Origin of the sequence: Arthrobacter sp. W4I7 (assembly GCF_030816215.1) — a bacterium.
Classification (GTDB): domain Bacteria; phylum Actinomycetota; class Actinomycetes; order Actinomycetales; family Micrococcaceae; genus Arthrobacter; species Arthrobacter siccitolerans_A.
The window spans coordinates 589,463-611,182 of sequence record NZ_JAUSXU010000001.1 but is presented as its reverse complement, the minus strand read 5'-3'; the positions used below and the strand labels follow the sequence as shown (position 1 = coordinate 611,182).

The 21,720-nt window shown below is 67.2% G+C and carries 21 protein-coding genes and 1 pseudogene; 9 read left to right on the top strand and 13 right to left on the bottom strand.

Features of this window, described 5'->3' with window-relative positions; genetic code table 11:
• Window positions 1–34 precede the first annotated feature (34 nt).
• Both QF047_RS02825 and QF047_RS02820 read left to right on the top strand, forming a co-directional pair.
• On the top strand, window positions 35–727 hold the full coding sequence (locus QF047_RS02825; protein ID WP_306635625.1) for a GNAT family N-acetyltransferase: 693 nt from the start codon (window positions 35–37) through the stop codon (window positions 725–727).
• Window positions 728–817: 90 nt separating this feature from the next.
• On the top strand, window positions 818–3,193 hold the full coding sequence (locus tag QF047_RS02820; protein WP_307273685.1) for a DEAD/DEAH box helicase: 2,376 nt from the start codon (window positions 818–820) through the stop codon (window positions 3,191–3,193).
• An 18-nt stretch (window positions 3,194–3,211) separates the two neighbouring features.
• Here QF047_RS02820 and QF047_RS02815 read toward each other — a convergent pair whose 3' ends face one another.
• The 7 genes from QF047_RS02815 to ssd all read right to left on the bottom strand — a co-directional run bounded on the left by QF047_RS02815 (window position 3,212) and on the right by ssd (window position 8,520).
• A complete protein-coding gene (locus tag QF047_RS02815) occupies window positions 3,212–3,586 on the bottom strand; it encodes an Rv3654c family TadE-like protein (protein ID WP_306635629.1) in 375 nt (124 codons plus the stop codon).
• A 92-nt stretch (window positions 3,587–3,678) separates the two neighbouring features.
• On the bottom strand, window positions 3,679–4,104 hold the full coding sequence (locus tag QF047_RS02810) for a TadE family type IV pilus minor pilin (RefSeq protein WP_306635631.1): 426 nt from the start codon (window positions 4,102–4,104) through the stop codon (window positions 3,679–3,681).
• The gene (locus QF047_RS02805) at window positions 4,101–4,490 is read right to left on the bottom strand and encodes a DUF4244 domain-containing protein (protein WP_307273677.1); all 390 of its coding nucleotides are present in this window, start codon (window positions 4,488–4,490) and stop codon (window positions 4,101–4,103) included. Before QF047_RS02805 ends, QF047_RS02810 begins: the two co-directional genes overlap by 4 nt.
• A gap of 262 nt (window positions 4,491–4,752) precedes the next feature.
• Window positions 4,753–5,367, bottom strand: a complete 615-nt coding sequence (locus QF047_RS02800) for a type II secretion system F family protein (protein ID WP_306635635.1) — start codon at window positions 5,365–5,367, stop codon at window positions 4,753–4,755.
• Window positions 5,364–6,170 (bottom strand): type II secretion system F family protein, encoded by an 807-nt coding sequence (locus QF047_RS02795; RefSeq protein WP_307273674.1) that lies wholly within the window; start codon window positions 6,168–6,170, stop codon window positions 5,364–5,366. The genes QF047_RS02800 and QF047_RS02795 overlap by 4 nt, the downstream gene beginning before the upstream one ends.
• A complete protein-coding gene (locus tag QF047_RS02790; RefSeq protein WP_307273672.1) occupies window positions 6,167–7,459 on the bottom strand; it encodes a TadA family conjugal transfer-associated ATPase in 1,293 nt (430 codons plus the stop codon). The genes QF047_RS02795 and QF047_RS02790 overlap by 4 nt, the downstream gene beginning before the upstream one ends.
• Window positions 7,456–8,520, bottom strand: a complete 1,065-nt coding sequence (ssd, locus tag QF047_RS02785) for a septum site-determining protein Ssd (RefSeq protein ID WP_307281730.1) — start codon at window positions 8,518–8,520, stop codon at window positions 7,456–7,458. Before ssd ends, QF047_RS02790 begins: the two co-directional genes overlap by 4 nt.
• A gap of 280 nt (window positions 8,521–8,800) precedes the next feature.
• On the opposite strand from ssd, the gene QF047_RS02780 reads away from it, so the two are divergent.
• Together QF047_RS02780 and QF047_RS02775 are read left to right on the top strand one after the other, a co-directional pair.
• Window positions 8,801–10,519, top strand: a complete 1,719-nt coding sequence (locus tag QF047_RS02780) for a bifunctional 3'-5' exonuclease/DNA polymerase (RefSeq protein ID WP_307273669.1) — start codon at window positions 8,801–8,803, stop codon at window positions 10,517–10,519.
• Between the two features lie 186 nt (window positions 10,520–10,705).
• Window positions 10,706–10,897 (top strand): DUF1508 domain-containing protein, encoded by a 192-nt coding sequence (locus tag QF047_RS02775; protein ID WP_307273666.1) that lies wholly within the window; start codon window positions 10,706–10,708, stop codon window positions 10,895–10,897.
• A 29-nt stretch (window positions 10,898–10,926) separates the two neighbouring features.
• Here QF047_RS02775 and QF047_RS02770 read toward each other — a convergent pair whose 3' ends face one another.
• The 3 genes from QF047_RS02770 to QF047_RS02760 all read right to left on the bottom strand — a co-directional run bounded on the left by QF047_RS02770 (window position 10,927) and on the right by QF047_RS02760 (window position 13,847).
• Window positions 10,927–11,604, bottom strand: a complete 678-nt coding sequence (locus tag QF047_RS02770; RefSeq protein ID WP_307273665.1) for a CoA pyrophosphatase — start codon at window positions 11,602–11,604, stop codon at window positions 10,927–10,929.
• The gene (gene nth / locus QF047_RS02765) at window positions 11,601–12,395 is read right to left on the bottom strand and encodes an endonuclease III (protein WP_307281726.1); all 795 of its coding nucleotides are present in this window, start codon (window positions 12,393–12,395) and stop codon (window positions 11,601–11,603) included. Before nth ends, QF047_RS02770 begins: the two co-directional genes overlap by 4 nt.
• Before the next feature lie 102 nt (window positions 12,396–12,497).
• On the bottom strand, window positions 12,498–13,847 hold the full coding sequence (locus tag QF047_RS02760) for a hypothetical protein (protein ID WP_307273664.1): 1,350 nt from the start codon (window positions 13,845–13,847) through the stop codon (window positions 12,498–12,500).
• 397 nt (window positions 13,848–14,244) lie between these two features.
• Between QF047_RS02760 and acs the strand changes: the two genes are divergently transcribed.
• Both acs and QF047_RS02750 read left to right on the top strand, forming a co-directional pair.
• Window positions 14,245–16,263, top strand: coding sequence for an acetate--CoA ligase (gene acs / locus QF047_RS02755; RefSeq protein WP_307281723.1), 2,019 nt, complete (start codon window positions 14,245–14,247; stop codon window positions 16,261–16,263).
• 102 nt (window positions 16,264–16,365) lie between these two features.
• Window positions 16,366–17,154: a DeoR/GlpR family DNA-binding transcription regulator gene (locus tag QF047_RS02750; RefSeq protein ID WP_307273661.1), complete on the top strand. Its 789-nt coding sequence runs from the start codon at window positions 16,366–16,368 to the stop codon at window positions 17,152–17,154.
• 10 nt (window positions 17,155–17,164) lie between these two features.
• Here QF047_RS02750 and QF047_RS02745 read toward each other — a convergent pair.
• Window positions 17,165–17,284: pseudogene (locus tag QF047_RS02745) on the bottom strand (LacI family transcriptional regulator); the annotation flags it as partial.
• A 287-nt stretch (window positions 17,285–17,571) separates the two neighbouring features.
• Here QF047_RS02745 and aroQ point away from each other — a divergent pair.
• Window positions 17,572–18,030, top strand: coding sequence for a type II 3-dehydroquinate dehydratase (gene aroQ, locus QF047_RS02740; protein ID WP_307273658.1), 459 nt, complete (start codon window positions 17,572–17,574; stop codon window positions 18,028–18,030).
• A gap of 13 nt (window positions 18,031–18,043) precedes the next feature.
• On the opposite strand, the gene QF047_RS02735 is transcribed toward aroQ, so the two are convergent.
• Entirely contained in the window at window positions 18,044–19,228 is a 1,185-nt protein-coding gene (locus QF047_RS02735; RefSeq protein ID WP_306635658.1) for a MarP family serine protease, read from the bottom strand.
• Between the two features lie 184 nt (window positions 19,229–19,412).
• Between QF047_RS02735 and QF047_RS02730 the strand changes: the two genes are divergently transcribed.
• Together QF047_RS02730 and QF047_RS02725 are read left to right on the top strand one after the other, a co-directional pair.
• The gene (locus QF047_RS02730; protein WP_009359192.1) at window positions 19,413–20,090 is read left to right on the top strand and encodes a Crp/Fnr family transcriptional regulator; all 678 of its coding nucleotides are present in this window, start codon (window positions 19,413–19,415) and stop codon (window positions 20,088–20,090) included.
• Between the two features lie 520 nt (window positions 20,091–20,610).
• Complete coding sequence (locus QF047_RS02725; RefSeq protein WP_307273655.1) at window positions 20,611–20,793, top strand: hypothetical protein; 183 nt, start codon at window positions 20,611–20,613, stop codon at window positions 20,791–20,793.
• 11 nt (window positions 20,794–20,804) lie between these two features.
• Here QF047_RS02725 and QF047_RS02720 read toward each other — a convergent pair whose 3' ends face one another.
• Window positions 20,805–21,716 carry an NUDIX hydrolase gene (locus tag QF047_RS02720; RefSeq protein WP_306635662.1) on the bottom strand — a complete coding sequence of 304 codons (912 nt, stop codon included), beginning with the start codon at window positions 21,714–21,716 and terminating at the stop codon, window positions 20,805–20,807.
• Window positions 21,717–21,720: the final 4 nt, after the last annotated feature.

The following is a 21,720-nucleotide window of genomic DNA, read 5'->3' as shown; positions in this document are numbered from 1 at the left end:
GTTGCTTGTGATCCGGGTGGAATAGTCTCATCGCATGAGCCCGGAAACCATGGTTAACGACATCACTGGCCTTCTCGAAGTATGGGTGGCCGGCTGGGCAGGCTGTCGCGGTTACCGGACATCCTCCGAAGGCCGCTTCCCCGCCGCACTCCGGTCCGATACCACCGGTGAATGGGAATTTTTCGCCTCCGAGCCAACGGACACCGAGTTTGCCGTTCTCGCGGCCAAAACGGCGGAAGTGCCGGCCAGGGTCCTCACGATCCTGACCAACGACACCGCCCGTTATTCGGAACTTGCCCGCCAGCACGGGCTGAACGTGACCTCCGACTCCCAAGCCATGATGATCGTGGACATGGAAACCCAGGATGCCGAGGATCCCTGGCTTTCAGATGACGATCTTTCCCTGGCGACCTCCGAGCAGGACGGCGTGCACTATGCGGAGGTGCGTTCCGGTGACACCGTGGCCGCCAGCGGCCGGGTCTATGTGGTGGGCGATACCGCCGTGTTCGACAAAATCATCACCGAACCGGCCTTCCAGCGGCGCGGCCTTGGCAGCTTCATCATGCGGGCACTGGCAGCGCAGGCGTTTGGCCATGACGTCCAGAGCGGGCTGCTGCTGGCATCCCTTGACGGCCAGAAGCTCTATTCCCATCTCGGCTGGACCACTGTTTCCCGTGTGCTGATGCTTTCGGCATCCCACGACGGGTCCGATCTGTCCCTGAGCTGAGCGCCCGGCGGTACGTCCGTATCGGGTTCCCGGTTTACCCCGACGGCGAACCCGGCGCGTCCGGCTCCTGGCGGGTGAAACAATATTGGGGTGAACCCCCATGACTCCCTGATTCCCTTGCTGGGCCGCGGCCCGGACCCGGAACAGCTGCGTCATGTCCGCACCATCCCTGCCCGCGAGGCCGTGCACGAACCGTGGCCGTCGTGGGTCCACCCGGATCTGGTTGCTGCTTACGGTTCGCTCGGCGTCCGGCAGCCCTACCGCCATCAGGTGGCAGCCGCTGACATTGCCCACGGCGGCGAACACGTTGTGGTGGCCACCGGGACGGCGTCCGGAAAGTCGCTCGCCTACCAGCTGCCGGCGCTGGATGCCATCCACCGCTCCGAGCTTCGGGTTCTTGCCGAGCCAGGAAAGATCCACGACGACGGCGCGGTCACCCTTTACCTGTCCCCCACCAAGGCCCTCGCGGCCGACCAGCTGAACGCCATCCGGGCGTTGCAATTGCCAACCGTCCGCGCGGAAACCTACGACGGCGACACCGACCCGGCCTCCCGGCGGTGGATCCGCGACCACGCCAATTTCATCCTGGCCAACCCGGACATGCTGCACTTCGGTATCCTTCCCAACCACGCCTGGTGGGCGGGGTTCTTTCGACGCCTTCGCTACGTGATCGTGGACGAGGCGCACAGCTACCGGGGCGTTTTCGGCTCGCACGTGGCCAACCTGATGCGCCGGCTCCGGCGGATCTGCGCCTACTACGGAGCCGGCTCCTCATTCCCCGAGCCGGTGTTCATTGCCGCTTCAGCCACTGCCTCTGAACCGGATGCCTCCTTCGCCCGGCTCATCGGCGCCCCCGTCAAGGCCGTGTCGGAGGACGGCTCCCCGCACGGCGCAACCACCGTGGCGTTCTGGGAACCGGCGCTGACCGAAACCCGCGGCGAGAACGGCGCTAAGCAACGGCGGACGGCCGTGGCCGAAACGTCGGACCTCCTGGCCAACCTGGTGTCGGCACACGTCCGCACCATTGCCTTCATCAAGTCGCGGCGCGGAGCGGAGACCATCTCCTCGATCACGAAGCGCCTCCTGGACGAGGTGGACCCCAGCCTCCCGCAGCGGGTGGCGGCCTACCGTTCCGGATATCTGCCCGAGGAACGCCGGGCCGTGGAGAAGGCACTGCGCTCCGGCCGGCTGCTGGGAGTTTCCAGCACCTCCGCGCTGGAGCTGGGGATCGACATCTCCGGGCTCGATGCTGTCCTGGTAGCCGGCTGGCCCGGCACCAGGGCCTCACTGTTCCAGCAGATCGGGCGGGCCGGCAGGGCAGGACAGGACGCCATCGCGGCCTTTGTTGCCAGTGACGATCCGCTGGACACCTTCCTGGTGAACCATCCGGAGGCCATCTTCGACGTCTCGGTGGAAGCCACTGTTTTCGACCCGTCCAACCCATACGTGCTGGGGCCCCATCTGTGCGCCGCGGCCGCCGAACTGCCGCTCGGACCGGCAGAGCTGGGCCTCTTCGGGAGTACGGCCGAGACACTTCTCGACCGGCTGGTGGCCCAGGGGTATCTCCGGCGCCGCCCTGCGGGATGGTTCTGGACCCATTCCCAGAGTGCGGCCGCCATGGTGAACCTGCGGGCCGACGGCGGCGGGCCGGTCAGTATTGTGGATGCCGATACCGGCTCCCTCCTGGGGACGATGGACTCGCCGCAGACCCACTACCAGGCGCACACCGGCGCCGTTTACATCCACCAGGGCGACAGTTACGTGGTGGAGGACCTCAACGAAGACGATCACTGCGTAGTGGTCCGCCGCGCCAATCCGGACTACTACACCACGGCCCGGGACGTCACCCAGATCGAGGTGCTGGAAACCCAGCGCAGCGCCAGGTGGGGTGAGGTTTCCCTGCACTTCGGCGACGTGAAGGTCACCACCCAGGTGGTTTCCTTCCAGCGCAAGGCCCTGATTTCCAACGAGATCCTCGGCGAGGAACCCCTCGACCTCGGCGCCCGGGAGCTGTTTACCAAGGCAGTGTGGTTTGAGGTGGACAACCGGTCGCTCACTGCCGCCGGCCTGATCGAAGCCCAGTTCCCTGGTGCCCTGCACGCCGCGGAGCATGCGGCAATCGGCCTGCTTCCGCTGGTGGCTTCGAGCGACCGGTGGGACATCGGAGGCGTTTCGACTGCCTTGCATGCCGACACCGGAGTGCCCACCATTTTTGTCTATGACGGGCACCCTGGCGGAGCCGGTTTTGCCGAGCGCGGTTTCGACAAGGCAAAGGTGTGGCTGGCCGCGACCCGGGACGCCATCAAGGCCTGCGAATGCGAATCGGGCTGTCCCTCCTGCGTCCAGTCGCCCAAATGCGGGAACAAGAACAATCCGTTGGACAAGGCGGCCGCGGTCACCCTGCTCGATGTCCTGCTGAAAGACGCCACCGAGGCCAGCTCCAAGAGCGCGGAAGCCCTGCTCTGAGGCCCGTCCTTCGCCTGCTCAGGGTGGAGGCCCGGCCCGGGCGTGCCCGCTTGCCGTCCCAAGCATGGTCCCTTCGATCAGCTCGGTCTGGACCTCCACGGTCTGGCCTCCGCCCTCGGAGCAGCTGACGACTGTGGCGGCGTGCCGCGCCGCGACTTCCGCAGCTACACCACACGGTTCCCCGTCCGTGACCCCGCGCAGGGCGTCCGCCGCGGCGAGTGCAGCAAGATCCGCAGCTGCGGCGGCCCTGCTGGCCAGAACAGCCGACTGTGCCAGGAGCAGCAGAAGTGCCATCACCGTCATCACCATCAACGCGAGGCCCGCTGCCAGAACGGTGCCCGAGCCGCGCTCCGTGCCCTCCCGGCTGTGCTTGGCCTGAACAGTGGCTTTCACCTGAGGCCGCTCCTTCCTGCTGTGTTTGCTTGGTTGCAGCGGGCGAGCCCGACCATCCGCTGTACCGGGTTGACTGCGGCGGGCCGGTCCGGTCATCCGGCACCTGCCGCAGCCGCAACTGCCGACGGAATGGCAGGGCCCGCTGCCACTGTCTCGCTGCGGGTTGAGGCCCGGGCCGTCAGGGTCCACGGGATCGATGACCCGAGCGGACCCCCTACCCGACCGGTGACAGTGACGCTGAGCCATTCGCCCTCCGCTGCAACAGCTGCGGACGCCGACGCCCCCGAAAGGGTCCTGACGATCCTTTCCACGGCCGCAGAATCGTCTCCGCGGGCCAGTGCGCGGGCACCCGCCCTGGCTCCTTCCTCCAGCCGCAACTGGGTGACTCCGGCCGCCGCACCTGTAAGCAGCATGGCCAGCAGCAGCAGGACGGCAGGCAGTGCCACGGCAAACTCTGCGGTAACGGCGCCCCGGTCCTCCGCCCGCCGAAGGTACACCGCCTCCGGGGCATTGGTCATGGCAACGCCAGCGCCGTGCGGATCAGGTTGAGCAGGAAGCCGCGCACTTCCTCGCTGCGAAGGATGAAGACCAGCAGCCCGGCAAAACCGACGGCCGCCAAGGTGGCGATGGCATACTCGGCAGTTGCCATGCCTGCTTCTGATCCCGACAGCCTGCCGATGCCGGTGCGACGCCCGCGGATGCCGGTGCGACGCCCGCGGATGCCGGTGCGACGCCCGCCGGTGGCGCCCGGGTAGGGCTCCACCACATTGGCCGGCAACGATGCAGCGCCGGCCGGGGGTGCACCCGCGGATCGAGCTGTGGCGGCGCCCCGTCGGATGTTCGGCCGGGCTGCTGCGAGCGCTGCTTTTCCGGCGGCATATTGGCGGTCCTGGTTGATGGTCATGCGGTGGTTCCTTTCGATGGGCCGGCACGGTTGCCGGCTGGTTTGACTCTTCCCGGCCCTGCCTCAAGCGGTAAGGCCGGCTGGTGCGTAAGTGGAAAAGTTGAGGTGGTTTGGCTGCTGTGGAGGGAAAGAGCAGGACGCGGGGTCCTGCCGGAATCCGTGGTGATAACCCCGTGCTGGGAAGGCCAACGCGGCGAGGAGAGCATTTCCGGCGGGGGCAGCCGCAGGTCTCGTAGCCTGCGCCGACGGGGTCGCCCCAGGGCTAGGAGCCGGACGGGACCAGGGCGAGTAAAACGGGCACTACACCCAGGCAGATAAAGGCCGGGAGTGAACACAGTCCCAGCGGTACCACCAGCTTGACGCCGAGGGACGCAGCCCGCTTTTCGGCTGCCCGGAACCTCTCCCGGCGAAGCCTTGCAGCCTGGGCGTAGAGGATCGCCGACGACGGTGCACCTGTCAGCGCCGCGAACCCTAGGGCATCCCGCAACTCCAGAATCCCCGGCAACCGGACGGCAGAGCTTCGCCACGCAGTTTCCCAGTCCGCTCCGATGGCCAGTGCGGAAACGACGGGACGGAGCGACTCCCGGTACTGGGAAGACGCGGAAGCAGACACGAGATCGAGGGAACGGCCGATGCCGCAACCGGCGTCCAGCATTGCGGCGACGAGTTCAAGCATCATGGCGGTGTCCTGCAGGCCGTCGGGACCATCCCGGTTGCGGGGCCCCGCGGACCATGGATAGGCCACCTCATCAGGGCGGCGCACCGTGGACAGGGCATTCAGCCGCTTCCGGACGCCGCCCTTCCCGGTGCATAAGAGGCAGGCCGCGGCGGCCAATATGGCTAAGAGCGCGAGCGCCTGCGGCAGTGGTTCGGTCATGGGACACCCGCACCTGCTGCTGCCGCCACCAGCCGGGCGGACCAGAACCGGCCGGCAACGGTAAGGACAATCCCGGCAGCGAGCGCTGCCAGGCCCAGCGGCGTGCCCAGCAGAATGGCCAGCGGATCCACGCCGAGGGCTATTCCGAGGCCCAGCCCCATCAGCGGAAGCCAGGTCAGCAGCCGGACGGTGGCTTTGGGGCCTGCCAGTGCCGTCTGCCGGGCGGCGTCGGCATCGTCCTCTACTTCCAGTTGCGCCGCGAACCTCGTCAGCACGTCGGCCAGGGGGCAGCCGCTTGCTTCTGCGATGTCTAAGCAGGCGGCCAGTTGGGACCAGATCCGGCACTCCCTGTCCGCCCGCGGAAAAGCCGCGGGCAGGGAGCGCGTGATGGCCTCCGATACGGGAGCCCCCGTTGCCGCAGCCGAGCGGGCCGCAGCAAGGGTGGCGGCTGACCCCTGGGTAAGCCCATTAGCCTTCTGCGCCGGAGTTGCTCCATCCGGCCGTGTTTGGCTCTTGGCGCCGTACATAAACCACAGCTCGTCCCACAGCCGGGCCGGCGTCCGCCCACCTTTGAGCAGCGCGGCCAGTTGCTGCACCACCAGGGTCATGGCTACCGCCGAGCCAGCCGCAGCCGGCTTTCCGGTTTCAGGCCTGACCCAGCCCGGCAGGCGCGCCCACGGGCTGCCAGCCGATGCGTGAGCAACGCCTCCGGTTGCCCGGCGGAACCTCACCGCTGCACTCTGCGGCGGGCGAAGAATCAACAGCGCAGCCAGCACCAATGCGGCTGCCAGGAAGAAGTTCACAGGCCTTGCCCGGGTTCAAGTCCAAGCCTGCCCGCCAACGCGCCCCATGCCGGACCCGCAACGGCCGCGCCTTCCACAACCTGCAGGGCGGACAGGACGCGAAGCCCGTCAGGGCCGTCCCCGATAACGCCGATGCAGGTCACCTCCCGGCCGCGGCTGGTCCGTTCGACATGGATCACCACGTCAAGCGCGCTGGCCGCCTGGAGCCGGACACCGTCCGGGCCCATTCCGGCGAGCGCGCCCAGCGCCGTGAGCCGGGCAGGCACAGCGCCCGCAGTATTGGCGTGAATCGTTCCGCCTCCTCCGCTGTGGCCGGTGTTCATCGCCGTCAGCAATTCGCGGACCTCCGCGCCGCGGCACTCACCGACCACCAGCCGGTCGGGCCTCATCCGCAAGGCCTGCCGGACGAGCTCGCCGAGCCCCACTTCCCCGCCGCCTTCAAGGTTTCCGTGCCGCGATTCGAGGGAAACCACATGCGGATGGACGGGATTCAGCTCGGACGCATCCTGAATGAGGACCAGCCGCTCCTCCGGCGCGCACAGCCCCAGCAGGGTGGACAGCAGCGTGGTCTTCCCGGAACCGGTGGCACCGCTGATCAAAAAGCTCAACCGAAGTTCCAGCACCCGTTCCAGGACGTCCTTAACCAGGGGGCCGAACATTCCGGCTGACTCCAACTCGTCCATGGTGAACACCCGCTCCCGGCGGATCCTGACGCTCAGAAGTGTTCCCGACGTGGAAACCGGCGGCAGTACTGCATGGACGCGGTAACCGCCCGCCAGCCGCACATCCACGCAGGGTGAGCCGTCATCCAGGCGACGCCCTCCCGCGGCAACCAGCCTGCAGGCCAGGGCCCGCAGTTGGGCTTCATCGCCGAATGCCACCGGAACGCGCTCGATGCCCCGACCGCGGTCAACCCATACCGAGTCCGGAGCATTGACGAAGATGTCCGTGACGGCCGGATCCCGGGTCAGCGACTGGAGCGGTCCCAGCCCGTTAAGCTCGGCGCTGATGCGTTCCACCGCAGCGAGCGCGCCGGCCGTGCCCAGCAACTTGCCGGTGGCCTGTACGGCGGCTGCTACCCGCGAAGGCGTGACAACCCCGGCTTCAGCCATCATGGACTCGCGTACCGATTCCAGCAGCCCGGCGTCAACAACCTGCCGCTCCGCCTGGCGCGGGTCCGGGCGCCGGCCCGCCGGGCGTTGGCCTGCCAGTCCTTGGCCATCTATGAGCCGGGCACGCCGCCGGAGCCCGTCGGCTGCTCCCGAACCCCGTGCCGGTTGCTGCTTCATCCAAACTCCCCAGCGGGCAACTCATCACCGAGTGAATCGAGCACCGAGGCGGCAAAATGCCGGACGCTGCGCCGCTTGCCGAGGTCCAGGAGGCGGCCGGACTCCATGGCAGCGCCAACACCGCGGAGCTCAGGGACGCGGCCCTGCACGGGAAGTCCGATTGCCTCGGAAATGAGCGGGCCATCCAGGGCGGCCCCCGGCCGGCCCCGCACTAAGAGCCCGGCCTCAACTGGCGGGAACTCATGGAGCAACCGCACCGCCGCCACGGCCGCCTTCAGCTGCGCGGGAACCACCACCATGATGCGGTCGCAGTCCCAGGCATAAGACTGAAGCGGCCCGGCGCCCCTGCCGATGTCCAGCACCACCAGTTCGTATCCCCGCCGGGCGGCATCGAGCACGACGGTGGTGGTTGGTGTGGCTACGGGCACGGGCTGTTCACGGCTGGCGGGCCAGGAGAGGAAAGAGAATCCCCCGGCGACGGGCAGTGAGTCGGACAGCTGGCTCGAATCAATGCTGCCCCGCGCCTCGGAAAGGTCGGGCCAGCGCAGGCCCGGGTTTTCCTCTGCGGCGATGGCGAGTTCCAGCCCGCCGCCCCATGGGTCGCCGTCAACGAGCAGTACCCGGGCTCCCATCCCTGCCGCCGCCTGGGCTATCCAGATTGCAGCCGTGGTGGCTCCGGCCCCGCCGCACCCGCCGGTGACCCCCAGGATAATCCCGCCGGGGCCGGGCGCCCGGGAGCGGCTGAGGTGGTCCGCCAGCCAGGCCGCGGCATCCGGAAGTACGGCCACCCGCTCCGCCCCGAGCGCCGCAGCCAGGTGCCACAGGCTGTCGCCTTCACCGTCCAAACCCACGAGGACGGCCGGTGCCCGCCGCCGGGGCGGCAGCTCCCGGATGTCGCTGCCCACCAGGACCGCGGCCGAGCCATCCCAGTACCTGGCCCCTTCCGGCGCATCGGCAACAACGCGAAGATGGGCACCGGCCGCCGCCACGATGCGCTCCACCTCTGCGCGAACAACAGCAGAGGAAGTTACCAGCAGCACCTCTTCCTTGCTGTCCGGCAGCCACGCATCGGCTGGCCCGCCTAACCCCGGGGCGAAACCCGCCGTGACACCTGGGGCGCCGGACCGCAGCTCCTCATCCGGACTCCGGGGCAAACGCCCGGCAAGGACTGGAACCGAGTGGGAGGGGGTCGACTGGTGCCTGCTCATGAAGCCACTGTCCACCCCCGTTCAGGCAAGGATAAGCAAGCCCCGTCCGTATGTGGACAAGTCGGGTTTCAACAATCCTGTGCAGGAAGAGTCCGCGACAGAACAGCCTGGAAAGACAAGGCAGAATTGGAGCATGTACCTCCTGCTCGGCCCCCACCCCTCCGGCGCGGTCCTGCAGGAACTCACCCAAGCTGGCCACCCCCACCCCGCCAATCCGGAACCCCGGCCGGTCTCCGCAGGCGAACTGGCCGACGTCGTCCTCGAACTGGAACGAAGGCCGCGCGGCGGGCAACCTCCCCGCTGGATCTGGCACCGCACGCAGGACTGGTATCCGTCCCTGCTGGCACGCGGGGTGGAACTGGAGCGCTGCTATGACCTCAGCCTCTGCGGGAACATCCTGGCCCTCTCCCAGTTCACCGCCCACACTGGCTATGCCCGGAACGCCGAAAAGATCACCCTGGATGACCCGCAGCAGCCACAGCGGGCGCTCCAGCCGCCACCTCCGCCGCCGGAACAGGACGCCCTGTTCGATAATCCCCATTCGGGTTCCGAACCCCGGCTCAGCCTTGAAGACCTCCGCGCGGAATACGCCGCCCAGCAGGAAGCCCTGGCCGCCGTCAGCCCGGAGGAGAACCGCCGGCACCGGCTTCAGCTCCTGCTGGCCGCCGAATCCGCCGGCGCGATGATCGCGGCTGAAATGCAGCACACCGGAGTTCCCTGGCGGGAGGACCTGCACGAAGAAATCCTGGCCGATTACCTCGGCCCGCGCCCGCCCGTGGGCCACCGCCCGGCAAAACTTGAAGCGCTGAACCTCGAACTGCGCGGGCTGTTGAACGCTCCAACGCTAAACCCGGATTCCCCGCAGGAACTCATCCGCGCCCTGCACCGGAACGGCATAGAGGTGAAAAGCACCCGGCAGTGGGAGCTGAAGGAGTCAACCCACCCCGCCATCGGGCCGCTCCTGGCCTACAAAAAGCTTTCACGCCTGCACACGGCGAACGGCTGGGCCTGGCTCGACGCCTGGGTGGCCGGCGGCAGGTTCCGGCCTGAATACGTGGTGGGCGGGGTGGTCTCGGGCCGCTGGGCATCGCGCGGCGGAGGCGCACTGCAGATTCCCCGCCAGATCCGCGGCGCCGTCCATGCCGATCCCGGACACAAGCTGGTTGTGGCGGACGCTTCCCAGCTTGAGCCGCGCGTTTTGGTGGCCCTGGCCCAGGACTCAATCATGGCCGAAGCTGCCCGTGACCAGGACCTGTACGCGGGAATCGCTGCGAAGGGCTTCGGCGGCGACCGGGCCAAGGCGAAGGTGGCCTTGCTGGGTGCCATGTACGGCGCCACGTCGGGTGAGGCCGGGCGCCTTATGCCGCAGCTCACCAGGACGTATCCGCGGGCAGTGGGTTTCGTCGAGCAGGCAGCCCGCGCCGGTGAGTCCGGCGGGACGGTAACCACCCGGTTGGGCCGCAGCAGCCCTCCCCCGTCGGAGCGGTGGTTCCAGAGCCAGCGTGCGGCGTCGGCCGAAGAGCAGCGGCGGGCCGAATCGATAGCCCGTTCCAGGGGGCGTTTCACGCGCAACTTTGTTGTCCAGGGTTCCGCCGCGGACTGGGCGGCCTGCTGGCTGGCGGAATTACGACGGCGGCTGCGCACCTTACGCACGGAGGGACAGGCGGGCGCGGAACTGGTTTTCTTCCTCCACGACGAGGTGATGATTCACGCTCCTGTGCAGCAGGTGGACGCGTGCATCATGGCGATCGAGGACGCCGCAAGTGCCGCAAAGGAGCTGCTGTTCGGACGCATCCCGGTCGAGTTCCCGGTGAGCGTGGCAGTGGTGGATTCCTACAACCATGCCAAGTAGGAGCAGCGTTCTTGAAGGCGCGCAGCGTGCCCTCCGGCGCGTCCAGCGCGACGTTTGTCGAGGAAAGTAACCTACCCGGCAGTAGCTCGCAAGGGTCCCGTGACGCGGGTTACAGTCTTATGGTGACTGAAACAGATCGGTCCAGAGGTTGATGCAAGGGCGCAAACACCAGGGGAGGTCCGGCGCATGGCGGGCAGGTTTGAAATACATCGGGTTGGGGACGAGTCGTACAGGCTTCGGCTTACGGACGGGGAGGGCAACATCGTTGCCGTTTCACCGAACTTCAAGTCGCTGAACACACTTGTGGAAGGCATCAACGCGATGCGTGAGAACGCGGCGACGGGGATAGTAGTGGATCTGCGCCACCAACAGGCCTAGGGCACAGGAATTAACGCGATCCACAAAAATTAAACGTTTATCGGGTGCACCCGGCTCCGATCCCACGGGACGGCCCAGCCGAGCTGTTCAAAGAGGCCGTTCAGGACGATTCCGGTAAAGCCCCAGACCACCACGCCGTTGACGGTGAATGCCGGGCTGTCGAAGGTCCGCCCGGCCCGGTGGACCGTGGCCATGACCCTGTTGTCCGGGTCCAGCAGGTCGCGGACGGGGACCCGGAATACCTGCGCGGACTCGGCATAATCCACCACCCGGACGGGTGACGGCGAGCGCCACCATCCCAGGACAGGGGTGACGAGGAAGTTGCTGTGGGCCAGGCCCAGTTCCTGCAGTGTGCCCAGAACTTCGACGCCGTTCGTGTCCAGTCCCGTTTCCTCTACGGCCTCGCGCAGTGCTGCCTGCACCGGCGTTTCCGGCGCGTCAATGCTGCCGCCGGGAAACGCCACCTGCCCGGGGTGGGAACCCAGCGTGTGGGCGCGCTCCAGGAGCAGTACGTCCAGGTCTGCCGGGGCCAGCGGTTTGTCCGACGCAGCCGGGACCTCGTCGAGGGCCCCGAACAACATCAGGACCGCCGCCCTCCGCGCCGTTTGGGCATCAACGGTCAGGGCTGCCCAGAGCGGGTCAGGGGGCGATGCCGATCCTGACGCCGCCCGTCCCGCCAGCCGGATCAGGTCTTCGCGGGCGCTCACCGGGTCCTCTTTTGGGATTCCATCCGGATTTCAGCTGCCCTGTGGGTTTCAGCCAGCAGTTGGGCGAGGAGGGCTTCATTGCCGGGAGCGAGTTCGTACTTTAACAGCTTGGCCGCCTTGGCCGGGTCTGTTTCGCCCATTCCGTAGCTGGGGCACCAGTTGGCCACGGGGCACGCGCCGCACGCCGGTTTGCGGGAGTGGCACACCCGCCGGCCGTGGAACACCACCCGGTGGGACAGCATGGTCCAGTCCCTCTTCTCGAAGAGCTCCGCGACGTCGTATTCGATCTGGACCGGGTCCTCGGACTGCGTCCAGCCGAACCGGCGGGCCAGGCGGCCGAAGTGGGTGTCCACCGTGATGCCCGGGACGCCGAAGGCGTTGCCCAGCACCACGTTGGCGGTCTTCCGGCCAACCCCCGGCAGCGTGACGAGATCCTCCAGCCGGCCGGGAACCACTCCGTTGTACTCATCCACCAGTCGGGTGCACAACGCGACGAGGCTTCGCGTCTTGGCCCGGAAGAAACCCGTGGGCTTGATGATTTCTTCGATCGTGGCAGGATCCGCTTCGGCCATGGACCGTGGGTCCGGATAGCGTGCGAACAGCAGCGGGGTGATCTGGTTGACGGTGACGTCGGTGGTCTGGGCCGACAGGACGGTGGCCACCAGCAGTTCGAACGGATTGCGGAAATCAAGTTCCGCATGGGCGTAGGGATACTTCTCCGCCAGCGCCCTGTTGATCCGGCGCGCCCGCCGCTTCAGCCCGAGCATGGACTCAGAGGAAACCACGGGCATGCCTGCGGCCTGGCCGGCGGCTGCCGTCACACCGCCGGCGTTGGGCGCCTGCGGTGCAGTAGCGGCCCGTGGGGCTTTGGCCGCCCGGGGCGGGGCCATGTGCTAGCCGCGCTCGATATTGCTGAGGTCGCGCAGCACGCCCAGCCGCCCGTCGGTGTGCTGGACGAGGAACTCGTGCCCGCGGTCCTCCAAGGCCAGCACCCAGCCGCCCGGTTCGATAACGAACGCCGGGGCACCGGTGCGGGGATCGAACGCGGTGCGGTGCTGTGCGACGGCGAACCAGAAGGCTTCGTGGATGGGCTGCTCGTCCGATTCCTCGGGCCGGCTTGCCGGGTCCACAGTTGCCCCGATCGGAACATCGGCACGGACCTGGGGGTGGACAGCGGTAGCGGCAGGCGGCTCCCAGGAGTCCTGCGCAGCGGAGGCAGCGGAGGCAGCCGTACCGCCGTCGTGATTGCCCGCGGCAGCCTGCCCTGCACCCGACCCAGCGCCCACAGCCGGTGAAGCACCGGCACCGGAGGCAGGACCGGTCGCAGCAGTGCCGGCGGAAGGAACGTCCCCCAGCTGCGTCTCCTCCGCGGCGGGCGCCGAAGCAGGGCGGACGACGTCGGAGGCCTGGGTTGCGGGGCCCTGGCCACCCGCCGAGTTGGCATCGGAGGCTTCGGGGGCGGTGGAAACGGGTGCGGGCCCCGCGGCCGGTGCACCGGCAGCAGCAGCACTGGTGGTGGGAACTGCTGCCGTGGCAGGCGTGTGGTGCGCAGCATTGGGCTGGACAGCGGAAGATCCGGCACCGGCACCGCTGAACAGGCCTCCGCCGGCAGCAGGTTTGGCAGCGCCGGACTCGGCCTTGGGCTTTTTGGGAGCGCGAGGTTTGTGTACAGGAACAGCGGCTTCCCGCGCCACCACATGCGCCGGGGCTTCCGCGCGCCCCTGGAAGTCGGGTGAGACGTAGGGAAGGAAGCGGCCCAGGACGGTCGCGGCGAACAGGACCAGGGCGCCGATCAGGCCCACCAACAGGCTGGGAACATAAGCGCCCGCAACGGAGAGGAAGAAGAAGGCGACCGCGAAGGACGCCACCACGGAGGCGAACTGGTCAATGGACAGCGACCCGATCCGGATTTTTGTGCCGGGCGCCAGCCTGCGTGCGGCGAAAAGCGCGCTCACCACAAGGGGCAGGACAATGCCCAAGCCCAGGAAGAAGAGGTTGTTCAGGTTCCAAAGGTTGTAGCGGCCACCGAAAATGGGCAGCAGGGACGCGATGAACAAAATGAGGGTAGCGCCAAACACGGCCAGGTCCCGGATGGTGAACGGACCCAGCACCGCCTGGTGGGCGCTGGCGCCCTTGCCTTCGGACGTGGCCGGCTTGCCTGCCCCGGCTGCCGGAGCACTGGTGCTGCCGGAACCCGCCGCGGTGCCAGGGCCTGTCTTCTGGCCGACGATCTGCTGGTTCATTCTGTTCTCCTTAGCGTGGCGGCACCGGGGCCAGGGCGGCCCCGAAACCGTGCCGTCGTACAGCGGTCCCTCCCGTCCCGGGCGCTTGCGCGGCCCGGACGGGAGGGTCCAAAGTGAAGTCACAATTCCATCTCAGCCTAGCTAAGAGCCTGACTGATCACTAGCTGGGCGCGGACAACCGGCTGCCGCAGCATATCCATTCACCGCTTAATAAATGCCGCTCGCGGGCCTATCTGTGACAGCGCACACATGCACCGCCGGGCAAGCATTAGTCTTGGTTGCGGAACAGCTCTTTGCGGAAATCCGTGACCAGCCGGTGCCCGGAGCCGTGCAGGCGGCGGAGCCCGGCCGGCGGCGGATGCCCGCGCAGCAAAGATCGATGAATGATGAGGTTCACATGTCCCAGGACACTTCAAGCTCCACAGCCACCGCTTCCACCGGCTCCGGACAAGGCGGACAGGCCGGCCAGCAGGGCGATGCCTTCGAAAACCTGCTGCACGAGACCCGGACGTTTCCGCCCACTCCCGAGTTCGCCGCTGACGCCGTGGTCAAGGCATCGGAATATGAGGAGGCCGCCGCCGACCGGCCCGCTTTCTGGGCGAAGCAGGCGCGCGAGCTGCTGACCTGGAGCAAGGACTTCGACCAGGCCCTGGACTGGTCCAACCCGCCCTTTGCCAAATGGTTCGTGGGCGGGGAAGTCAACGCCGCCTACAACGCCCTGGACCGGCACGTCGAGGCCGGCAACGGGGACCGGGTAGCCATCTACTTCGAGGGCGAGCCCGGCGACACCCGCACCTACACCTACGCCCAGCTCACCGAAGAGGTGAAGAAGGCTGCGAATGCGTTCGAGTCCCTGGGCGTGGCCAAGGGCGACAGGGTGGCGGTGTACCTGCCCATGATCCCCGAAGCCGTGATCACGCTCCTGGCGTGCGCCCGGATCGGCGCCGTGCACTCGGTGGTGTTCGGCGGCTTCTCCGCGGACGCGCTCCGGTCCAGGATCGAGGACGCCGAGGCCAAGCTCGTGGTCACCGCGGACGGCACGTACCGCCGCGGGAAGCCCAGCGCTTTGAAGAGCGCCGTGGACGAGGCCCTCGCGAACGACGGCCACAGCGTGCAGAACGTGGTGGTGGTCAAGCGCAACGGCCAGGACGTGGACTGGCACGAGGGCCGGGACCACTGGTGGGCGGACACGGTGGAGACCGCATCGGCCGAGCACACGGCCGTGGGGCACGATTCCGAGCACCCGCTGTTCATCCTCTACACCTCCGGCACCACCGGCAAGCCCAAGGGCATCCTGCACACCACCGGCGGGTACCTCACCCAGAACGCGTACACCCACAAGGCCGTCTTCGACCTGCACCCCGAGACGGACGTGTACTGGTGCACGGCCGACGTCGGCTGGGTCACCGGCCACTCCTACGTCACTTACGCCCCGCTCATCAACGGCGCCACCCAAGTGATGTACGAGGGCACGCCGGATTCCCCGCACCAGGGCCGCTGGTGGGAGATCGTGGAGAAGTACAAGGTCTCCATCCTCTACACCGCCCCCACCGCGATCAGGACCTTCATGAAGTGGGGCCGGGAGATCCCGGACAAGTACGACCTGACTTCCCTCCGCGTGCTCGGTTCCGTGGGCGAACCCATCAACCCCGAAGCCTGGATGTGGTACCGGAACGTCATCGGCGGGGACAAAGCCCCCATCGTGGACACCTGGTGGCAAACCGAGACCGGCGCCCAAATGATCGCCCCGCTCCCCGGCGTCACCGCCGCCAAGCCGGGCTCCGCCCAGGTCCCCCTGCCCGGCATCGCCGTGGACGTCGTGGACGAAAACGGCGCCTCAGTCCCCAACGGGCACGGCGGCTTCCTGGTGATCCGCGAACCCTGGCCGGCCATGCTCCGCGGCATCTGGGGCGACCCGGAACGGTACAAGGACACCTACTGGTCCCGGTTCGACAACATCTACTTCGCCGGGGACGGCGCGAAGAAGGACGAGGACGGCGACATCTGGCTGCTCGGCCGGGTGGACGACGTCATGAACGTCTCCGGGCACCGGCTCTCCACCACCGAAATCGAGTCCGCCCTGGTCTCCCACCCCGCCGTGGCCGAAGCAGCCGTCGTCGGCGCGGCCGACGAAACCACCGGCCAGGCCGTCGTCGCGTTCGTCATCCTCCGCGGCGACGCCGTGGACTCCGGCGATGACATCGTCCAGGAACTCCGCAACCACGTGGGCAAGGAAATCGGCCCCATCGCCAAGCCGAAGAACATCCTCGTGGTCCCCGAGCTGCCCAAGACCCGCTCCGGCAAGATCATGCGGCGCCTGCTCAAGGACGTCGCCGAAGGCCGCGACCCGGGTGACGCCACCACCCTCTCAGACCCCACCATCATGCAGCAGATCGCGCAGTCGCTCAGAAAGTAACAGGACTCCGGATTACGACGGCGGCGCCGCCCACCTTGGGCAGCGCCGCCGTCGCCGTATGCTGGGAGCAGTCCTGCTCCCTGCCCCGAAGGAACCGCCCAGATGCTCGCCGTCGCCCGCCACCAGGCCATTTTGGACGCTCTCCAGCGCGAACGGGTTGTCCGGATCTCGGACTTGGCCCAGCAGCTGGGAGTGTCCCTGATGACGGTGCGGCGGGACATCGAGGTGCTGGAGGAAGGCGGGCGCCTCGAGCGGATCCACGGCGGCGCCAAGATGCCGGGCGACACCAGCACCCACGAGCCCGGATTCGACCTGAAGTCCACACAGCTCACCGCCGAGAAGCGTGCCATAGCGGTCGAGGCGGCCGGCCTGGTGCAGGAGGGCATGGCTGTGGGGCTCAGCGCCGGAACCACTACATGGGCTCTGGCGAAGGAACTCACCAACGGGCCCAGGATCACCGTGGTCACCAACTCGGTACGAATCGCTGACCTTTTCCACCACGGCGCCTCCGCCGGCGCCGCCCGCTTCGCTTCCACCGTCATCCTGATTGGCGGCGAGCGCACGCCGTCGGACGCCCTGGTGGGTCCCATCGCCACAGGTGCGCTGAAACAGCTGTACCTCGACGTGCTGTTTCTCGGCGTCCATGGAATGGACGCCGACGCGGGATTCACGACGCCCAACCTGCTGGAGGCGGAAACGGACCGGGCTTTCGTGGCGGCTGCGCGAAAAACCGTAGTCCTGGCGGATCACACCAAGTGGGGCATGCTGGGCATCAGCTCCATCGCCTCACTGGAGGAAGTGGACGAAGTCATCAGCGATCCGGGCCTTGGGACCGAAGCGCAGCGCATCCTGCAGGAAAAGGTGGGCCGGCTGAGGCTCGCCGCCCTCTAGTCGACAAATCCTAGGGACAGCCGCAGGATTGCCGGACATGCAGCTTGGTGGGGAAGATCCGGTGTCGGGGCTTCTCGCCGCGGCTGGCTCCCACCAGCGCTTCCACCGCAGCTTCCGCCATGGCGGCCACGGATCTTCCCGGCCCCGGGTGATGCCGACTACGGCCACACCTTCGCACAGGTCCAGCCGCTGGCCTGGCTGGAGAATGGTGCTGTTGCCAATGGCCGCTTCCTGGCCGAGGTGGGCCCGCCCATGCCCATTCTCAACCCTGAACACGCGCTGCTGCTGCGCTTCACCGCGCTCTAGAAGTCCCCTTGCGGTGGTTGAGCCTGTCGAAACCCAATGACAAGCTCAACCACCGGGGGCTGTTGGGCGTAAGAAATGCGCCCGGGCCCCCGCCGCACTAGATTTGCATGCATGACTGAAGCCACCACCACAGCCAGCCGCGGCACCATCCTGGTAATCAACGGACCCAACCTTAACCTGCTGGGCACCCGCGAACCCGAGAAATACGGAACGTCCACCCTGGCTGATGTGGAGGACCTTGCTGCGCGCACTGCAAAGGCACACGGCTTTGGGGCCGAATGCGTGCAGTCAAACCACGAGGGCGTGCTGCTGGACGCCATCCACGCCGCCCGGGAATCCGCCGTGGGAATTGTCCTTAACGCCGGCGCCTTCACGCACACGTCCGTGGCACTTCGCGATGCCCTCGCCGCCGTGCAGCTTCCCGCCGTCGAGGTTCACATCACCAATGTGCACCAGCGCGAGGAATTCCGGCACCACTCATTCTTGTCGCCGGTATGCTCCGCGGTGATCGTCGGCGCGGGGGTGTTCGGCTACAAGCTGGCCATCGACTACCTCGCGGAAGTCCTCTGAGGCCCGGTTCCGGCTACTTCTGGATGCACTGCCCCGAGGAGACCTGTGCGCTCAATGAGGCCGCCTGTGAAGCAACCGGGTTCAGGTCGTCCATCGTGATGGCGAAGCCCATCTCGGCGTCGGACGTCGCTTTCGCGAAGATCACGCCGGCTACCTGCCCTTCCGTGGTCAAGAGCGGGCCGCCGGAGTTGCCGGGCTGAACATTTCCGGCCAGCCGGTAAATCTCTTCGGGCGACGGGTTGCTGCCGTAGATGTCCGGCACCAGCACGGTGGTGATGTCTTGGATGGTGGCGGGCCGGGACTGGAAGGGGCCACCGTGCGGATAGCCTGCGAACGCTGCGGGGCTGCCGTTGGGCAAATCAGGGCTTAGCGGCAGTGGCTGGACGGGGAGGTCCTCCACGGCAAGCACGGCGAGGTCATGTTTGGTGTCAAAGTAAACAACCCGCCCGGGCATCGCTCCGCCGTCGGGCATTTCCACTACCGGCTCCGACACGCCCGCCACGACATGCGCGTTTGTGACTACACGGTCCTCGGAAACGACGAAGCCGGTACCTGTCTGGTTTTGGCCGCACTGGTACGCCGTTCCGGCAATTTTGAGCACGGATCCGGCGGCGCGGTTCAAGGCGGGGGTGTCAGTGCTCGCGTCCGGCACCGGAACGGCCTGCCCCTGGTCCAAGCCTTCAATCAAGGTGGGAATGCCGTTGCCGATCACTTCCGACCGCAGCTCGGCCATGGTGGCCTTCACAGGGTCCGGCGTCATGCCGTCGATGAAGCGGATGACCTTCGATTCGGCGAGCTGCTGGGAAACAAACGGCACGCCCAGGGAGCCGATGCTGAAGGCCAGCATGGACATGACCAGGGCGGAAACCACTAAGTTCACGGCGCCGCCCACGAGGCGATCGACAGCCCGCAGGGGCCTGATCCGCATAGCCCCGCGGATTTGCCGGCCGATCATGGTTCCGAGGCCGTGGCCAAGAACCACCAGGGCGACGGCGGCGGCCACGATGGCTGTCAGCCTCCATCCGGAGTCCGCCACGAAGCCGCTCACCAAGGGGACTGCGAAAAAGGCGGCGATGGCTCCGGCAGCAAAGCCGGCAATGCCGCCGACGGTGACGAGGAAGCCGTTGCGCAGGCCGTAGGCCAGGTAGGACAGCAGCGCCAGGATCAGGACGAGGTCCAGGACAGTCAAGCCGACCACTAAGGCTCCTTATAAGCAGTTGTAGGCCCATTCTAATGGCGCAGGCTGACAATCTTCTGAGGGTTGGCGCCGCCCCTCCTGCCCGTCGTTTGGGCGTTTTGGCTGCCAAGTTCGTCACAGAACCTTGAAAATTCTGAAACAATGGCACAAGCGCCACAGCCGAAACTTTTATTCAGGAGATTTTATGGACATCGAGGTACTGCGCCGAGCACCACTTTTCGCCACGCTCGACGACGACGCATTCCGCCTGTTGACGGACGAGCTCACCGAGGTGGACCTTTCCCGCGGTGCGTCGGTTTTCCGTGAGGGCGACCAGGGCGATCAGCTTTACTTCATCGTTTCCGGCAAGGTAAAGCTGGGGCGCACTTCCCCGGACGGCCGTGAATCGCTCCTTGCCATCCTCGGCCCGGGTGAGCTTTTCGGCGAAATGGCCCTGTTCGATCCCAGCCCCCGCACCGCCACCGCCACCGCAGTGTCGGAAACCCGCCTGGCCGGGCTTAAGAACGAAAGCCTGAACAACCTGCTCCGCACCCGGCCCGAGGTTTCCGCGCAGCTTCTGCAGGCTCTTGCCCGCCGGCTCCGCCGCACCAACGACTCCCTCTCGGACCTGGTGTTCTCCGACGTGCCCGGCCGCGTCGCCAAGGCACTCCTGGACCTGGCAGACCGCTTCGGCCGCCCGGCCACCGACGGCGTGCTCGTAGCCCACGAGCTCACCCAGGAAGAACTCGCCCAGCTGGTTGGCGCTTCACGCGAGACCGTCAACAAGGCCCTCGCCGAGTTCGTCCAGCGCGGCTGGCTCCGCCTGGAAGCCCGCGCCGTGGTCATCCTGGACATGCAGCGCCTCCGCCAGCGCTCCCGCTAGCCCTTACAGCACAAAGGCCGCCCCAAGGGGCGGCCTTTTGCATGCCCCCTTGGTGTTGGGCCCGAGGCCGACATCCTCCGCGTGCTGCTCCTTCGTCGCTCTGACGCACACTTCCCGATGCCGGACCTCGGGCCTTTTGCTTGACGCCCCATCACATCCTGCAGCTTTCCAGGCAACGCCCCATCAGCATGGAACGTGATAGAGCGTTCGCCCAAAAGCCGCGAAAAGTGATGGAGCGTTCGCCCAAAAGCCGCGAAAAGTGATGGAGCGTCCTAGCTGGGTGGCAGACTTTCGCGTAGGAGCGCATCGCGACGCATCGGGAGCCGGAGGTCGCCCAGCGACCGGGGGCTCCCCTATGCGGTGTGTCTAAGCGACGGCGAAAGGCGGCGGGACAGCGAAGTAAACCACCGGCCCGGCTCCCGTCAGGCCAACCACCGTCAGCTCAACCACCGGATCGAGTTCGGTCAGCTCAACCAGCGGGCCGGGAGCGGCGTAAAATTGAGCTTAGAGGTGCATGGCGATGTCCGTGGCTATGGTTGTTGTTTTGATCCTGCTGGGCCTGGCTTCTGTTGCAGCGATTTTGGGCACGGTGGTCCTGGTGATCCGCGACGGCCGCGGGCAGATTCCGCTGGAACCGCCGGTTCAGGCGTGGACCGCCGGGAACCTCCCCAGCCGCCCGTACTCAACGCTCCGGCGCATCTAGCGTTTCCGGGGTCAGCGTTCCCGCTGGTGATCCCCCGCCACCGTCTTGGCGGCCTCGACCTCGAGCAGCAACTTGCCGCCTTCCTCCACGAGCTGCGGCTGGTAGACGTGGGCCTTGCGTTTGTAGCTGAGGTACGCGATGCAGCCGTTGGCCATGGCCATTTTTTCGAGCATGATCTCCGAGCCGGGAACCAGGAGCTCGCCGAGGGTGCGGCCTACCGTGTTTTCCTGGCCCACCTCGTCGCCCAGTGCGGTGGTATCCCGGCCGGCAATGACGTCGTGCGCGTTCACCCACCGCCCCCAGACGCCCTTGCCTTCCAGCAGGGCGGGCTGCTGGTTCAGCGGAACGGTGGCGGCGAAGTACCGGGTATCGAACCGGCGGTGGGCGAAGTCCGGGCTGCGCCAGTTGACGAGGGACTTCAGCAGGTCGGTCCGGAGGGACAGCCCCCGTTTGCCGAGGACCTCCGGGAAGGTCTTTTCCTGGTCGGCCACGGCGAGGCGGGCACGCATCCATTCAGATGTGGACGTCGCTTCAAACGTGGTGGACATATCCGGGCCGGCAAGGAGCACGCCGGTTTCCTCGAAGAGTTCCCGGATGGCGCCCACCACATGACGGCGAGCCAGCCCGACGTCGTCCGTTCCCATCTGCTCGGCCCAGTGCTGTGGTGAAGGGCCCAGCCAGCCGACGGGGTCGTCGTCGGCGGCGTCCAGGGAGCCACCGGGGAAGGCGAGGACCCCCAGCGGCGAGGAACCGGGCCGGTAAGCAAGCCAGGTTTCGAGGCCGGTGGGGGAATCACGCAGCAGGACAACAGATGATGCTAAGCGAGCGGCCCGGGGGCTCCTCTCGCCATGTTCAAGCCAGCTCTGCGCTGCCCCTTCAAGGTCCTGAGGGAGTGCGAACAGGCGTCGGGCGAGTTGAGGCAAAGGA

Bases quoted from the DNA above. Each gene is read 5' to 3' on its own strand.
- QF047_RS02825 (WP_306635625.1), top strand. From the start codon at position 35: ATGAGCCCGGAAACCATGGTTAACGACATCACTGGCCTTCTCGAAGTA.
- QF047_RS02760 (WP_307273664.1), bottom strand. From the start codon at position 13,847: ATGAACCAGCAGATCGTCGGCCAGAAGACAGGCCCTGGCACCGCGGCG.
- nth (WP_307281726.1), bottom strand. From the start codon at position 12,395: ATGCCCGTGGTTTCCTCTGAGTCCATGCTCGGGCTGAAGCGGCGGGCG.
- QF047_RS02790 (WP_307273672.1), bottom strand. From the start codon at position 7,459: ATGAAGCAGCAACCGGCACGGGGTTCGGGAGCAGCCGACGGGCTCCGG.
- QF047_RS02730 (WP_009359192.1), top strand. From the start codon at position 19,413: ATGGACATCGAGGTACTGCGCCGAGCACCACTTTTCGCCACGCTCGAC.
- QF047_RS02805 (WP_307273677.1), bottom strand. From the start codon at position 4,490: ATGACCATCAACCAGGACCGCCAATATGCCGCCGGAAAAGCAGCGCTC.
- aroQ (WP_307273658.1), top strand. From the start codon at position 17,572: ATGACTGAAGCCACCACCACAGCCAGCCGCGGCACCATCCTGGTAATC.
- QF047_RS02775 (WP_307273666.1), top strand. From the start codon at position 10,706: ATGGCGGGCAGGTTTGAAATACATCGGGTTGGGGACGAGTCGTACAGG.
- QF047_RS02750 (WP_307273661.1), top strand. From the start codon at position 16,366: ATGCTCGCCGTCGCCCGCCACCAGGCCATTTTGGACGCTCTCCAGCGC.
- QF047_RS02810 (WP_306635631.1), bottom strand. From the start codon at position 4,104: ATGACCAATGCCCCGGAGGCGGTGTACCTTCGGCGGGCGGAGGACCGG.
- QF047_RS02800 (WP_306635635.1), bottom strand. From the start codon at position 5,367: ATGACCGAACCACTGCCGCAGGCGCTCGCGCTCTTAGCCATATTGGCC.
- QF047_RS02725 (WP_307273655.1), top strand. From the start codon at position 20,611: ATGTCCGTGGCTATGGTTGTTGTTTTGATCCTGCTGGGCCTGGCTTCT.
- QF047_RS02780 (WP_307273669.1), top strand. From the start codon at position 8,801: ATGTACCTCCTGCTCGGCCCCCACCCCTCCGGCGCGGTCCTGCAGGAA.
- acs (WP_307281723.1), top strand. From the start codon at position 14,245: ATGTCCCAGGACACTTCAAGCTCCACAGCCACCGCTTCCACCGGCTCC.